This is a genomic window from Parabacteroides chinchillae (assembly GCF_900108035.1).
GTDB lineage: Bacteria > Bacteroidota > Bacteroidia > Bacteroidales > Tannerellaceae > Parabacteroides > Parabacteroides chinchillae.
In genome coordinates this window covers 170,948-185,571 of record NZ_FNVS01000004.1, presented here as the reverse complement: position 1 = coordinate 185,571, position 14,624 = coordinate 170,948, and the positions used below count along the sequence as shown (strand labels likewise).

Here is a 14,624-nt window from a genome sequence, read left to right as displayed (position 1 = left end):
ATTTGCATTTCAGATTACACTTTTCAGTAACCTCGAAAACTATATTTTTGAGGTTAATCAAGTTATGTTTTATTACTTTTTCGTCAATTAAGCCAATTGTTTTCATTATGCCTGTTTTTTATTGCTTGAATTTAAGAATCCTGACTACCGGATTATCATCTTCCAGAAGTTTCTTCGCAACTTTCTCGCCATTACCTTTCAATCGTTTGCCTTTGTAAGCATCTATGACTGATGATGCCTGAATCAGTTCGGCAGCCATATTTTTTGCAATGGCTGGTGTTCCATTTGGAGTCCATTTCCCTTGTCTCCAAGACTTGGTTTCATATTCTGTATCCCAAATCGGTACTCTGTTTATTTCCCCGGTTTTAAAATCAAGCATAAACGAAGGAATCGGGCCTCCTCCTTTCGGATTAAAATCTAAAAGAAATGTACCTATCAGCATAAATTTGTCGGTTGTTAAAAAAGGTGTCCATATATTTCGAGGCTCATGGGCATGGGTCGATGGAGTACGGGTTAATAGAGGGATTAGTCCCTTATTTGGAGATAGTTGATATAATGTGTCGGACGATATATCCGCGATTATGATATCTGAACCATAATGCATGTTTTGGGGATAAATAAATGTAATGGGTCTCCACATATTACCCTCATGTTTGACGATTTTATTTGAATATCTTTTCGAGAACTCTAAGTTCAATATGGAAATCAAACTGCCGTCCTTTTTGGACATAAGTCGGTAAGGGGCTTTTTTAGTCTTGTTCTCATGTCCGGGCTCTATAATTACTTCGTCATAGATAAGTAAAGATGTGTCATCATAGTTTAGAATTTGTATGTTATTTCCAAATCCTTTTATTTTCAACGTTCGCTTATAATTGCCTTTTAGTGAATAAATCTGGATAAATTGGGAGCACACATAGATTTCATCCTTTTTATCATCTAAAATTGTATTGTTAATCCATAGATATTCCTGACCACTTTGTCCTTTGTGGTTAAAATGAGAATATAGTTTTCCTGTATTGCGGTTGAAAACAAAAATATCACCTAATTGAGGTTCATGTATGAGGATGTATTTATCGGTAACAGCAGAAAGAGTTGCCATTCTACCCAATAAAATATCATCGGTAGTTTCCAATGGTACATACTCAATATCTGCCATATCCTGCAGGCGCATCTTTTTTTGAGGGTAATTTTTTGAAAAATCAAATACAGGCAAGTTACTCACCTTTGATTGGGAATTTACTACTTGGCTTCCCAATAAAAAAAAGGATATTAGTAAGCTGAAATGTCTTGTTTTCATAAGTATTTTATTAAGTAATGTATAGAATGAGGCTATTATTTTACCGATAATAAGAATGAAGGTAAATGAAGGTCATGTAATGAAAAAGAAAAATAATTGATCTGACTTGCGAGTCATTCATCCTTGTTACAAACATAGTAAGAATAAATGAATCATTTTAATTTGTTGAAAATAAATATAGAGTATTTTACCAATACCGTTCATTCTGTTTCGGATAGATTTAGCTACAAAATAGGTGTAACCAATAAATATTGTTCCAACTTTCAGTCACATAGATAATAAAAGATGTGGAAAAGTTTTGTATTTAGAAGAAAAGCCGTACCTTTGCAAGCCGATTATTATCAAATTGTACTAAGAGTTTAGTTCTTAGCACATTGTTACTTCATGTGTCCGTAGTGGCAATGTTGCTGAGGCGTTTTTGAGTTATTAATTAAATTATTTTTAAGCAGTGGATACTTTAAGTTTTAAGACCATTTCTGCAAACAAAGCAACTGTAAACAAAGAATGGGTTGTTGTAGATGCAACAGGCCAGACATTGGGTCGCCTTTGTGCAAAAGTAGCAAAACTTTTGCGCGGTAAGTACAAACCAAATTTTACTCCGCACGTTGATTGTGGTGATAACGTAATTATCATCAATGCAGAGAAAATCGTTCTGACAGGAAATAAATGGAACGATCGTGTTTATGTGAGATATACCGGATATCCCGGCGGACAGATCGAGTTTACTCCGGCTGACCTTTTGGATAAAGGCGCAGACCGTCTGTACCGTAAAGTAGTTAAAGGTATGTTGCCTAAGAATCGTCTGGGTGCTAAGTTACTGAAGAATCTGTATGTATATACAGGAACAGAGCACGTACACGAAGCTCAGCAACCTAAGTCAATCGATATAAACTCATATAAATAATAACTATGGAAGTAGTAAATGCAATAGGAAGACGTAAAGCAGCAGTTGCTCGCGTATTCGTAAGCGAAGGTACGGGAAAGATTACTATCAACAAGCGTGATCTGGCTAATTACTTTCCTTCTACAATCCTTCAGTTCATTGTAAAGCAACCGTTGTCAAAATTGAACGTTGCAGAACAATATGATATTAAGATCAATCTTGATGGCGGAGGTTTCAAAGGTCAGTCTGAAGCTGCTCGTTTGGCAATTGCCCGTGCACTGGTAAAGATTAACCCTGAAGACAAACCTGCTTTGAGAGCAGAAGGCTTTGTTACTCGCGACCCGCGTTCTGTTGAACGTAAGAAACCGGGACAACCGAAAGCTCGTAAGAGATTCCAGTTCAGCAAACGTTAATGTTATTTGTGAGTTTCTTACAACGACTAAGCGTTTAGTATCTAAATTATCGGGATTTCTTTTGCATGCAGATGTGCCGGAGGACTACCTGACGATTGAGTTAAACAAAGAATGTAAACGATTTTAAAAAGAAAACAATGTCAAGAGTTAATTTTGATCAGTTATTAGAAGCCGGAGTTCACTTCGGACACTTAAAAAGAAAGTGGAACCCCGCAATGGCTCCTTATATTTTTATGGAGCGCAATGGTATTCATATCATTGATTTATATAAAACAGTTGCTAAAGTAGATGAAGCAGCAGAAGTAATGAAAAACCTGGCTAAACAAGGTAAGAAAGTACTTTTCGTTGCTACTAAAAAACAAGCTAAACAAGTTGTCGCTGATAAGGCTGCTTCTATAGGCATGCCTTACGTTATCGAACGCTGGCCGGGTGGTATGTTGACAAACTTCCCGACTATCCGTAAAGCTATCAAGAAGATGGCTACTATCGATAAGATGACAAAGGATGGTACATTTGATAATCTGTCTAAGAGAGAAAAACTTCAGATTACTCGTCAACGTGCTAAGTTGGAAAAGACATTGGGTTCTATCGTAGACCTTACCCGTCTTCCGTCAGCTTTGTTTGTTGTAGACGTGATGAAAGAACATATTGCAGTTCGTGAAGCTAATCGTTTAGGTATACCTGTATTCGGTATGGTTGATACAAACTCGGATCCGAATAACATTGATTTCGTAATTCCAGCTAATGATGACGCTACAAAATCTGTAGAAGTTATTTTAGGTGCTATCTGCGAAGCAATGAATGAAGGTTTGCAAGAACGTAAGGCTGAAAAGATCGATACTGAAGCTGCTGGTGAAGATTCTAAAAAAGAACGTAAAGCAAAAGCTGCGGTAAAGAAAGAACGTACGAAGAAAGAAGACGACGATGCGTTAAACGCTAAGGTTGCCGATAAGTACGCTAAAGATATAGAAGAATAACTCATTCTTAAATATTACGGTGTGTCTACTTTGCGGTTAACATTTAGTTATGCTGCTGGTTGGCACACCGTTTTTTTATTAACTACTAATTAAAAAAAAGATAAAAAGATTATGGCTGTAACTATGGCTGATATTACCAAGCTGCGCAAAATGAGCGGGGCTGGTATGATGGATTGCAAAAAGGCTTTGACTGAATCTGATGGCGACATCGAAAAGGCAATGGAAATTATCCGTAAAAAAGGACAGGCGATTGCTGCTAAACGTTCTGACCGCGAAGCTGCTGAAGGTTGCGTGTTGGCAAAAAAAGACGGTGGATTTGCTGCTATCATTGCTTTGAAGTGCGAAACAGACTTTGTGGCTAAGAATGAAGATTTCGTAGCGCTGACTCAGGCTATCCTGGATGCTGCTGTGGCTAATAAATGTCAGACTTTGGATGAAGTAAAGGCTTTGCCTATGGGTAAGGGTACTATCCAGGAAGCTATCACTGACCGTAGCGGTATCACTGGCGAGAAAATGGAATTGGATGGTTATAGCGTAGTTGAAGGTGCTTACACTACTGTATACAATCATATGGGCAAGAACCAGCTTTGTACGATCGTTGCTTTTAACAAAGAATCAGAAGAAGCTGCTCACAACGTCGCTATGCAGATCGCTGCCATGAACCCTATTGCTATTGATGAAGCTGGCGTTCCTGAATCAGTAAAAGAAGCTGAAATACAGGTGGCAATTGAAAAGACAAAGGCTGAACAGGTGCAAAAGGCTGTAGAAGCTGCTTTGAAGAAAGCAGGTATTAATCCTTCACACGTAGATAGCGAAGACCACATGGAAAGCAATATGGCTAAGGGGTGGATTACTGCTGAAGACGTTGCTAAGGCAAAGGAAATTATCGCTACAGTTTCTGCTGAAAAGGCTGCTAATTTACCGGAGCAAATGATTCAGAATATCGCTAATGGTCGTCTGAGCAAGTTCTTGAAGGAAGTTTGCTTATTGAACCAGGAAGATATTATGGATGGTAAGAAGACAGTGAAGGAAACTATGAAGGAAATTGATCCTGAATTGCAAATACTATCATTTAAACGCTTCACTTTGCGTGCCGAATAATTTGCGTTAGCAAAGAATGAAATAAAAAGGGAGACTCCGAAATTAATCAGAGTCTCCCTTTTCTTATTAAGAACTTAATTTTTCTTATTTCAAGGCGGCTAAAGCCTTTTTGATACGCTTGATTGCTTCCGTGATATTTTCATCACTGGTTGCATAACTCATGCGAATACAGTCAGGTGCTCCGAAAGATGTACCACCAACACAAGCTACGTGAGCTACTTCCAAAAGATACATAGCTAAATCATCAGAATCATTGATTGTATGAGTGCCATCTGTCTTTCCAAAATAATAGCTGCATTTAGGGAACAGGTAGAAAGCTCCTTCCGGATTGTTTACTTCAAAACCTGGAACTTCTTTGGCCTGCTTAACGATTAGGTCACGACGACGTTCGAATGCTTTACGCATTTCTTCAACGGGTTTTTGTGTACCGGTATAAGCTGCTTCCGCTGCTTTCTGAGATACGGAACAAGGACCGGAAGTGTATTGCCCTTGTAGTTTATTAACTGCTTTAACGATCCATTCCGGACCGGCAATGAAGCCGATACGCCATCCAGTCATTGCGTATGCTTTGGAAACACCATTTACGATCACTGTGCGATCTTTCATTCCTTCTACAGAAGCAATGCTATTGTGTTTACCTATATAATTGATATGTTCGTAAATTTCATCAGCTATTACGATGATATTCGGATATTTCTTTAATACGTTAGCTAAGCCTGACAATTCTTCTGCGCTATATACGGAACCAGTCGGATTAGATGGGGAGCATAGAATTAATGCTTTTGTTTTTGGAGTAATTGCTGCTTCTAGCTGTGCTGGAGTAATTTTGAAATCTTGCTCGATGCCCGCTGTAACGATTACAGGCTTCCCTTCTGCCAATTTTACCATTTCTGGATAACTAACCCAGAAAGGAGCAGGGATGATAACTTCGTCGCCCGGATTAACCAATACCATGATTGTGTTGCAAACGGATTGTTTAGCACCATTCGCACAAGAGATTTGATTGGCTGTATATTCCAGATCGTTCTCTTTTTTCAGCTTGGCAACAATTGCATTTCGTAATGCAGGGTAACCCGGTACAGGAGAATAACGTGAAAAGTTATCGTCAATCGCTTGTTTGGCTGCTTTCTTGATGTAATCGGGAGTATTAAAGTCTGGCTCTCCCACACTTAAGTTAATAACATCGATACCTTGAGCTTTTAGTTCATTGCTCTTTTGAGACATCGCCAATGTTGCGGAAGGCGAAAGACTTGCTAAACGGTCTGAAACTTGTGTCATGACATTGCTTTTGTATAGGTTGTTTTATATTGATGCAACAAAATTAGTCAATAATTGGGATTGTTACAACATTTTGTTAATTATTTGATGTTGTGCAGCACGTGTCCCATACGTTCTTTTTTAGTCTTCATGTAAAATTCATTATATGGGTTTGGCGAAACCTCTATAGGGACATTTTCCACCACTTCCAGACCATATGCTTCCAAGCCTACGCGTTTTACCGGATTATTAGTCATTAAGCGCATTTTATGTACACCTATATGGCGTAGTATTTGAGCTCCAACTCCATAATCACGTTCGTCGGCTTTATGTCCGAGGTGTAAGTTGGCGTCAACAGTGTCCAGTCCGTTTTCTTGTAATTTGTAGGCTTTCATTTTATCCATTAAACCGATTCCGCGCCCTTCTTGGTTTAAGTATACAATGACACCCTTCTCTGCTTTTTCAATCATGCGCATAGCTTTATGCAATTGCTCTCCGCATTCGCACCTCATAGAACCGAAAATATCACCCGTTGCACAAGAAGAATGTACACGAACTAATAATGGTTCGTCTTTTTTAATATCTCCTTTTATTAGAGCGATATGTTCTAATCCGTTACTTTTCTGGCGGAAAGGGATCAGGCGGAAATGTCCGTATTGCGTAGGCATATCTACTTCTACTCCTTTTTCAACAATCGATTCGGTTTGAAGGCGGTAAGCAATCAAATCTTTGATGCAAATAATTTTGATGCCGAATTTTTTGGAAACTTCCATAAGTTCGGGAAGGCGTGCCATAGTACCGTCTTCATTAATTATCTCTATTAGCGCACCGGCCGGATATAGTCCGGCCAAACGAGCCAGATCGACAGCGGCTTCAGTATGTCCTGAACGACGTAATACACCTCTGGAACGGGCACGTAACGGATTAATGTGCCCCGGACGTCCTAAATCGGAAGGTTTTGTGTCTGGGTTTGCCAATGCTAGTATTGTTTCAGCCCGGTCGTACATTGAAACCCCTGTTGTGCAGTTTCCTCCTAATTTGTCCACTGTAACAGTAAATGGTGTCTCCAATAAAGAGGTATTGTTGGCAACTTGCATTTCAAGTTCAAGTTCTTCACATCGTTCTTCCGTAATTGGAGCACATAATACGCCACGACCGTTTGTGAGCATAAAATTCACTTTTTCAGGAGTTATTTTTTCTGCTGCTACAATAAAGTCACCTTCATTTTCACGATCTTCGTCATCTACTACTATTAAGAATTTCCCTTCGCGAAAATCCTCTATTGCTTCTTCAATAGTGTTTAATTTGATTTCACTCATATCGTTTGTTTTTAATCTTTGCAATAATTATTAATCATAGGTAATAAATCAAGGCTTGTCTTTTGTATCACCTGTATATCATGGCACAGTAATTTGCGTTGATATGTTGCTAATAAATATACAGGTAGACCTATTGGTATGAAAAGACCAATGGCCAATCCTACTTTGCCTGTCATTTTATCGTTTAACTTAGCATAACTTCCTATTATGGGATAATCCATTAGTTTGTTTAGAATCAGATTTTGATCGGAATTACTTAGTTCTTCGACTATAGCTTCCATCTCTTCGGCTAATTTCCGGGCTGTATGATCTTTGCCTCCTTGCTTCCAGAATTTGATGTAGTTTAACCATCGTTTATGGGTGGCTATGTAAATTTTGCTGTCTTCCGCCAGTTTTTCTATACGTGGAATAAGATTCTGATAATCCGGGTTGTATATAATAACTTCTTTCTTTTCAACTTTGCGTCCAGAACGTTTTCCTATCAGATTTTTGATTGCGTTTAAGTAAGTGTCTGCATTTAATATTACAGAATCATTTACGGCTTTATAGGTGAGGAAAATACCTAGTGGGGCAAGTATGGCAGAACTTAGCCACATACCTTCTAGTGCAGTCCACACACCGTCACGGGCCATCTTAAAGCCAATGTTATCAATAATATAATAGAAAATGAACAAAATTACGGAAATGATAACAGGCATACCTAATCCTCCTTTACGGATGATAGCTCCTAAGGGAGCTCCAATAAAGAAGAATACCAGGCAGGCAAAAGATAGAGTGAATTTTTTGTGCCATTCTATTATATGACGTCGGAGTTTATAAGCTTCGTCGCCTATTGTCATAGCTTTAAAATAATTTTCGCTTTTTGTGCTTTCAACAGTAGCTTTGGCTCTTGTTAGCAGTCCCGATTTACTACCTGGTGTTTGTGCCAGATAAAGACTGTCAAAGTTCATGACAATAATAGGTTCTTCTTTTTTTTCTATTGTTGTTTCGTTGCTTTCTTTCCTGGTTTTGTTTGATTTTAAGGACTTTTTGTAAGAGTTTTCGACAATAGATTTGGCATTTATTTTCTTTATACTGTCCAATCGCATAGTCATAGAGTCGATGGACGTTTGTAAATCATCCAATTTTTTGCCCATGTATTGGTTCTGCATGAATGATTCATCAGTACGGGTAAAGTTGGCATCAAATTCAATCAGAATATCTTTGGTTTTAAAGCTTTCTCTACGATAAGGAACGGCCGATTTGTTTTGCAAGTTAGTGCCTTGGCTTTTCAAATTTTCAAAAGATTCGCCATTGAATAATGATAATATAAGGTATAGTTTGTTGGTTGATGTTTTCAGACGGCCTGAGTCGGCAACAATAATACGGGCATTATTAAACCCTTCCGAATAGTCGTATATCATCATGTCTTTTAATAATCCTGATGAATTGTCTTTATGGCGTACATATACATTAAATCCGGTGATTTCTTTATAGAATACACCTTCCGGTATATCCAGCTCGGGAGATTTTTGTCTCATGGAATATAATAATGTATAGAGCTTGACCTGTGCGATAGGCATGATGTTATTCTGAAAGTAAAAAGCACCTACGCAGACAAAACTGATTGTTATTATAAGCGGTTTCATGATGCGTATAAGTGATACGCCTGCAGATTTCATAGCTAACAATTCCAACCGCTCTCCTAAATTTCCGAAAGTCATCAGTGAAGCGAGAAGTATGGCAAGTGGAAGTGCCATAGGTACTAAAAACAAAGCTGCATATAGAAACATTTCCGCTAGTACGGGAATTCCTAACCCTTTTCCAACCATGTCATCTATATACCTCCAAAGAAACTGCATCAATACAATGAACAGACAGATGCCGAATGTCATTAAAAACAGCGGCAGGAAAGTCTGTAGCATAAATGTATATAATCGTTTTATTTTCAACATTGCCTTTATTCCATTGGAGTGACAAAAGTAGCGTAAAAAACGATATGAACCTTACTATTTCTCTAAAACTACCCTAAATCCCTAGGGTTCTCTTCAATTCTTCTACTTGCGAGTCCCATAATTCAATAGAATCTGCTTTTTCATGAGGTTCTGCAAAATCAGTAATTTCTAAAGAAGTGGCACCGGTGAGCTCCACTGTATGTATAATGAATTCGAAATAGGCGTTTTCGTCTTCTTCTTCCATCCAGCGATAGCGGATGCTGGCTTCTGCTTTCATAGATAACACTTTTGCTTTTTCCTGATCTTTGTTCCAAATAAAGGTGTATATATTATCATTTACGATTACATTGTCTGCAAACCATGCAGACAATCCGGGTGGGGTAGTGAGGTGATTCCACAAACTTCTTCTGGAGACTTTTTCAAAAACGTATTCGATATGAAATTTTTCTTTTTTCATCGGTAACACTGTTTATTGCGCACTAAGATACACAAAAGATTTGAAAACAGACAATAGTTTGTTTGAAAAAAAACTTCTCACAGTTAATAATTTAGTTTGGAATGCTTGAAAATTGCTGATTTTTTTCGCTTAAATGTTGCATAATATAAAAATAACTTCTACTTTTGCAGCGTCAATCAAAGAAAAGATGGCGAGATAGCTCAGCTGGTTAGAGCGCATGATTCATAATCATGAGGTCCCCGGTTCAATCCCGGGTCTCGCTACAAATAAAAAGGCTTTTGAAATATTCAGAGGCCTTTTTTTTTGGTATAACTTAAGATTCTACCGTAAAAAGTAAACCCCAGATTGTTTAGCAATCTGGGGTTTATAATTATGTAACCTCACGGTTATATTAATTAGGTTTGCTTGTACAAATTAAGGGATTTATACAAACAGAGTATAGGGTAAAATTTCACAAATTGTATTGTGTCTTCTGTTTGCAAAAATAGTTTATCGGATAATTCCCCGGAAGGTGTATTTGTATCATAAGAACGAGGTGTTTGTGTCGAATGCAAAAAAAAAGAGCGCACACGCGGAACAATCCGAATGTGCGCCAATATGCATATAAAAAATTGAGGGTCAATATTTGTTTAGTAAATTAAAGACATCTGGTAAAGTTGTCTGTAATTACTTTGCAAACTTGTTCTACATTAAAACTTCCGTAAAATAAAAATTATATGAATATTCTTATTTTACAGCAGATAATTTCTTTTCTCAAAGCACATTAACTATTGATAAACTCAAATAAGGATTAGGCATATTTTATAACAAAAACAATTTGTGAAAATTTTACCCTTTCCTATTCCTTTATTTATATGCTTAAAATAAACCCTATACTCTGCGAGAAAAATCCATATTGAGTTATAAACCCTTGTTAAAACTCAGAATCTCTCGTAAACATTACAAATATAAATGGAGTTTTTTATATGAAGTATATTGTGATAATTAATAAATGTTAAACATATTATATTGCTATGCAAATGTATTATCAGTGTTTTATTCTGTGTTATTTATATGTGTAAAATAATCACAGGTGATATTTTTGCACTCATTGATAGTATTACCTGTTATAGGGTGGAAATATATATTGGTATGTATTCGTATCAATATGATACATTTGCAATCAGTGTATATGTATGTGTTTTTTTTATTAGCAAATATTTACATATGCGAAAGTATCAAAAACATATGTATTCCTATTGCCAAGATTTGGATATTTGAAAAAAAAGAGTGCGCATTCTGAATAATCCGAATGTGCGCCGATATGCATATGAAAAATTGAATGCTTATTTTTTTAACCTACTGTAACATTTTGAATAATTGTGTTCCAGGGAGTTACTTTAATAGAACAATTATTGAGTGTGATGTTAAAATTTACATTTACCTGTTCTCCTGCGTTTGCTGACGATATTTCGCCATTTTTTGCATTTTTACTCGAAAAAATCATTTCATTGTCTCTATAAAGCTCTATTACGATATTATAGGCAGGCAAAATTGGGGTTGTTTCTGTAACAAGCTCGTTATTGTCGTTAAAATAGGCCGGAATAATATATTCAACTTCATTACCTGTTAATTCTCCGTTGTAATTAAATGAACTTTTGGATTTTTTTACTTTGTAATAATAAGAACCTTCGGTCGTTCCATATTTTTTATTGACTCCTTTTGTATTGATTGCTAAAGAAGATACTTTGCGCTCTATGTTTAATGTTTGAATGTCAGAAGATTTGGTTACAGGACGATTTAATGTAATTTGTCCATAGAATAAATCACCGAGAGCAGCCGTTACAACACCATTGTTCTGTTGTAATTGTATTTTTAAATCGGAAATAATGTTTGCTGAATCCAGGGAGACTACATTTTCACCTTCAGATAAACCACCCCACGCAATGACAGTGATCCGGTCGGAATCCGGACAATCTATAGAAACTGCTTTGCGTTGTAAAAGAATTGATTTGTCAAGGTTGATCTGTTTTACAAATTCATTGTTCTCATTAAACACAAACAAGGTCGCATTTTTAACGGCGCCTTTTGTTGTAATATCTTGACCTTTTGCTAAAGTTTTAATTACTAATGAATATGGATTGGATGTAGGCTCTGATTTTGTATCATTTATACCACTGCTTATAGCATCTTCACTGTCAGAAGAACATGCATTGAATGAAAATATCATAACAAATGATAACGTAATTGCAAAAAAAGTGCTTGCAGAAATGCCGTTTTTTTTCATAACCTTTGAATTTTTTATATGCATTAAATTTTAACTTGTATAAGGAAGAAGAACCCTCATTCTTTTTGTCTTCCTTTGAATTCCGGACCCTCATCCGGTTTTCTTGCCTCGTTATGCTGCAAATGTAGATACTATTTCTATCCTTCCAAATATAAACTGGGGATATTTTAAAAAATACAATATAAAACATGTTAAATGAGTCGTTTAATGGCGTTTTATGTGTTGTGATTGTTTCAAAATAGGTGCTAAACGTGTCTATATGGGTGTATTCATGTCAAAATCATGCGTGTTCGTTTTATTTTGTATCTATAGCATTAGGTGGTGATCCAATTATTTGCAGTTGAATATTTTTGTTATTAAATAAAGATTATTTGATAGCAAAACTTTCTTTTAATTTACTTTCTGATATGAATTTTTATTTAGACCTTTGTATATGTAGTATCTTAAAAATAAGAACGATATTTTGAGATATTGAAAACTGTAATTACAACCAATTTTAACTCTTATGGAAGTTACTCTAATTATTTTGTTGGCTTTATTTTCATTAACCCTGTTTATATATGTATTCAGGCAAAAATCATCTGTCAGTATTTTTATGCAGATGCAGTCTGATTATGAAAAATTGAAAATGAAAGTTGCAGAACAAGAAGGCGATAATGCGAGTTTGAAAACGATCAATAATGAATTACAGGAAAAGCTGAAACAACAGGAAATTTCCATTTCTACTTTGTCGGGTAATAAGCGTGAGTTGGAACAAATGCTTGTTGCCAAGATAAAAGAGAATGATGCCATGTTGCGTGAAGTTACCGAAAAAGAAGAAATAGCAAACCAACTTGTAAAAGATGCCGAAAATATACAAGATACCTTCTTCGTCGAAACGGTTCATGAGATGCGAACTCCGTTATCTTTGGTATTAGGCTCTCTGGCCTTAATTGTCCAAAATAAAAATCCGGGAGAAGAAATGTCTACTCAACTACTTTCTGCTTATCGTAATACGCTGGCTCTGCAAGATTTGGCGGATCAGTTAGTAGGAACGCGTTTTAATAATGATGTAGCTAATTATTTGCGTATTGCCCGATATGATATGGTCGATATGTCTCGTCAGATTTGTGATTTGTTTGTGGATTGGGTTGCTATGAATAATATAGATTTCAGAGTTAATACCCAGACAGATATGCTGTGGCTTTGGCTAGACCGCCGTAAGTTTGAATATGCGTTGCGTACTTTGTTGACAAATGCATTTAAAAATACCTTTAGCTATGGAAAAGTTATTCTGGATATTTCTGTTGTTCGTAAGGATAAGAAAGCTTATTGTGCTTTATCTGTTCAAGATGAAGGTTTGGATGAAAACGAAACTGCTCGTCGTGGTTTGAAACAGATTATTGATATGGTGAATGATATAGGGGGGATTTATAAACGCGAACTTAATAATAATGGAACCTCTTATACATTATATCTACCATTAGGGAAACAACATTTGCTCGAAAGACGGGTGGAATTTGTTGAACCGGAGGCTGATTTGGTTAAATTGAATGAAGATCAAAAAGAAGAGATTGCAAATCTGATCCGGATTATTTCGCAAAAGAAAATTACGATGGGAAAGAAATTGCTGATTATTGATGATAGCGATCAGATACGTTGGTTTCTTAAACACATATTTAATAAAGAATATCAGATACTGGAAGCCCGGAATGGAGAAGAAGGCCTTGAAGTGGCTTTCAGGGAATTACCGGATTTGATTCTTTGTGATGTAATGATGCCTGTAAAAGATGGTATAAAAACTTGCCGCGAACTTAAGAGTGATAGCCGTACTGCTCAGATACCTGTTGTTATGCTGACGGCTAAAGTGGAAAGTGAAGATATTGTTGTTGGTATAGAAGCGGGGGCAGACGATTATATTACAAAGCCTTTTGATATAGAAATACTTCGTACCAAAATAAACGGATTATTGAAACGCCGTGAAGAACTTTGGCAATATTTTGCCGGTTCGGCAGGAGTTAATTCCGGCGAAGAGGATACCGTTGATATATCTTCTTCAAATAGTAAGAATTCCAACCCGTTTATGGATGCAGTAATGAAAAATATAGAACAACACTTGGATGATTCCACCTTTGAGGCAAAGGTGTTGGCAGACTCATTGAATATGAGCCTGCCAACATTATACCGTAAAATAAAACAATATTCGGATTGTAGTATTTTAGAGTTAACCCGGACTGTCCGTCTTAAAAAAGCGGCAGAACTTCTTCTTACCCAACAATATTCTGTGCAAGAGGTGGCAGAGATGGTTGGATTTAATGATACGGCTACTTTCCGTAAGCGTTTTACGGAACAATACGGTGTAACCCCTTCCCAGTATGGTGTGCCTGTATAAATCGGTATCAAATAAAATCATATTTTAAAAACCTCTCCAATTTAAATTGGAGAGGTTTTTTATTTTTAGCCTGCCCTGTAAATAAATCTTGTATTTTCTCTCTTTTTACAGTGTGTTTCTATCAAAGTGCTGATAAAAAACGGGTTGACTTTTTTACCGATATTAATTGATACATTTTTCTATCTGTTGTTTTTTGAGGGGAATATACATTTGCATCGTAAAACTTAAACAACGAACCTGTATAGGGTATACAAAGTTCCGCTAAGGTTCTAAAAGCTGCAGTTATTATTGTACGTAATAATATAGTAAAGGAAAATAAAAATAATATTCACAAAATTAATAATTAAAA

The 14,624-nt window shown here is 36.4% G+C and carries 11 protein-coding genes and 1 tRNA gene; 6 read left to right on the top strand and 6 right to left on the bottom strand.

Annotation, left to right across the window (positions count from 1 at the left end):
* Positions 1-118: 118 nt before the first annotated feature.
* A complete protein-coding gene (locus C4S38_RS04855) occupies positions 119-1,297 on the bottom strand; it encodes a 6-bladed beta-propeller (protein ID WP_103982772.1) in 1,179 nt (392 codons plus the stop codon).
* A 448-nt stretch (positions 1,298-1,745) separates the two neighbouring features.
* Here C4S38_RS04855 and rplM point away from each other — a divergent pair, with 448 nt between their 5' ends.
* From rplM to tsf, 4 genes are all read left to right on the top strand, one after another.
* Entirely contained in the window at positions 1,746-2,201 is a 456-nt protein-coding gene (gene rplM / locus C4S38_RS04850) for a 50S ribosomal protein L13 (RefSeq protein ID WP_099464485.1), read from the top strand.
* A 5-nt stretch (positions 2,202-2,206) separates the two neighbouring features.
* Complete coding sequence (rpsI, locus tag C4S38_RS04845; protein WP_103982771.1) at positions 2,207-2,593, top strand: 30S ribosomal protein S9; 387 nt, start codon at positions 2,207-2,209, stop codon at positions 2,591-2,593.
* Between the two features lie 137 nt (positions 2,594-2,730).
* The gene (gene rpsB, locus C4S38_RS04840) at positions 2,731-3,570 is read left to right on the top strand and encodes a 30S ribosomal protein S2 (RefSeq protein ID WP_099464483.1); all 840 of its coding nucleotides are present in this window, start codon (positions 2,731-2,733) and stop codon (positions 3,568-3,570) included.
* A 111-nt stretch (positions 3,571-3,681) separates the two neighbouring features.
* Positions 3,682-4,671: a translation elongation factor Ts gene (tsf, locus tag C4S38_RS04835; protein ID WP_099464482.1), complete on the top strand. Its 990-nt coding sequence runs from the start codon at positions 3,682-3,684 to the stop codon at positions 4,669-4,671.
* Between the two features lie 84 nt (positions 4,672-4,755).
* On the opposite strand, the gene C4S38_RS04830 is transcribed toward tsf, so the two are convergent.
* The 4 genes from C4S38_RS04830 to C4S38_RS04815 all read right to left on the bottom strand — a co-directional run bounded on the left by C4S38_RS04830 (position 4,756) and on the right by C4S38_RS04815 (position 9,638).
* A complete protein-coding gene (locus C4S38_RS04830) occupies positions 4,756-5,949 on the bottom strand; it encodes a pyridoxal phosphate-dependent aminotransferase (RefSeq protein ID WP_103982770.1) in 1,194 nt (397 codons plus the stop codon).
* A gap of 80 nt (positions 5,950-6,029) precedes the next feature.
* Positions 6,030-7,247: a bifunctional 3,4-dihydroxy-2-butanone-4-phosphate synthase/GTP cyclohydrolase II gene (locus C4S38_RS04825; protein WP_099464480.1), complete on the bottom strand. Its 1,218-nt coding sequence runs from the start codon at positions 7,245-7,247 to the stop codon at positions 6,030-6,032.
* 11 nt (positions 7,248-7,258) lie between these two features.
* A complete protein-coding gene (locus C4S38_RS04820; protein ID WP_103982769.1) occupies positions 7,259-9,151 on the bottom strand; it encodes an LptF/LptG family permease in 1,893 nt (630 codons plus the stop codon).
* A 103-nt stretch (positions 9,152-9,254) separates the two neighbouring features.
* Positions 9,255-9,638, bottom strand: a complete 384-nt coding sequence (locus C4S38_RS04815; RefSeq protein ID WP_099464479.1) for an START-like domain-containing protein — start codon at positions 9,636-9,638, stop codon at positions 9,255-9,257.
* Between the two features lie 189 nt (positions 9,639-9,827).
* Here C4S38_RS04815 and C4S38_RS04810 point away from each other — a divergent pair.
* Positions 9,828-9,901, top strand: a tRNA-Met gene (locus C4S38_RS04810).
* A 1,070-nt stretch (positions 9,902-10,971) separates the two neighbouring features.
* Here the strand turns inward: C4S38_RS04810 and C4S38_RS04805 are convergent.
* Entirely contained in the window at positions 10,972-11,904 is a 933-nt protein-coding gene (locus C4S38_RS04805; protein ID WP_103982786.1) for a FimB/Mfa2 family fimbrial subunit, read from the bottom strand.
* Between the two features lie 628 nt (positions 11,905-12,532).
* Between C4S38_RS04805 and C4S38_RS04800 the strand changes: the two genes are divergently transcribed.
* Positions 12,533-14,275 (top strand): hybrid sensor histidine kinase/response regulator transcription factor, encoded by a 1,743-nt coding sequence (locus C4S38_RS04800; protein WP_394340840.1) that lies wholly within the window; start codon positions 12,533-12,535, stop codon positions 14,273-14,275.
* Positions 14,276-14,624: the final 349 nt, after the last annotated feature.

Excerpts from the sequence above, each read along its gene's own strand:
- C4S38_RS04800 (WP_394340840.1), top strand. The coding sequence starts at position 12,533 with ATGAAAGTTGCAGAACAAGAAGGCGATAATGCGAGTTTGAAAACGATC.
- C4S38_RS04855 (WP_103982772.1), bottom strand. The coding sequence starts at position 1,297 with ATGAAAACAAGACATTTCAGCTTACTAATATCCTTTTTTTTATTGGGA.
- C4S38_RS04815 (WP_099464479.1), bottom strand. The coding sequence starts at position 9,638 with ATGAAAAAAGAAAAATTTCATATCGAATACGTTTTTGAAAAAGTCTCC.
- C4S38_RS04825 (WP_099464480.1), bottom strand. The coding sequence starts at position 7,247 with ATGAGTGAAATCAAATTAAACACTATTGAAGAAGCAATAGAGGATTTT.
- C4S38_RS04820 (WP_103982769.1), bottom strand. The coding sequence starts at position 9,151 with ATGCTACAGACTTTCCTGCCGCTGTTTTTAATGACATTCGGCATCTGT.
- C4S38_RS04830 (WP_103982770.1), bottom strand. The coding sequence starts at position 5,949 with ATGACACAAGTTTCAGACCGTTTAGCAAGTCTTTCGCCTTCCGCAACA.
- tsf (WP_099464482.1), top strand. The coding sequence starts at position 3,682 with ATGGCTGTAACTATGGCTGATATTACCAAGCTGCGCAAAATGAGCGGG.
- rpsB (WP_099464483.1), top strand. The coding sequence starts at position 2,731 with ATGTCAAGAGTTAATTTTGATCAGTTATTAGAAGCCGGAGTTCACTTC.
- C4S38_RS04805 (WP_103982786.1), bottom strand. The coding sequence starts at position 11,904 with ATGAAAAAAAACGGCATTTCTGCAAGCACTTTTTTTGCAATTACGTTA.
- rpsI (WP_103982771.1), top strand. The coding sequence starts at position 2,207 with ATGGAAGTAGTAAATGCAATAGGAAGACGTAAAGCAGCAGTTGCTCGC.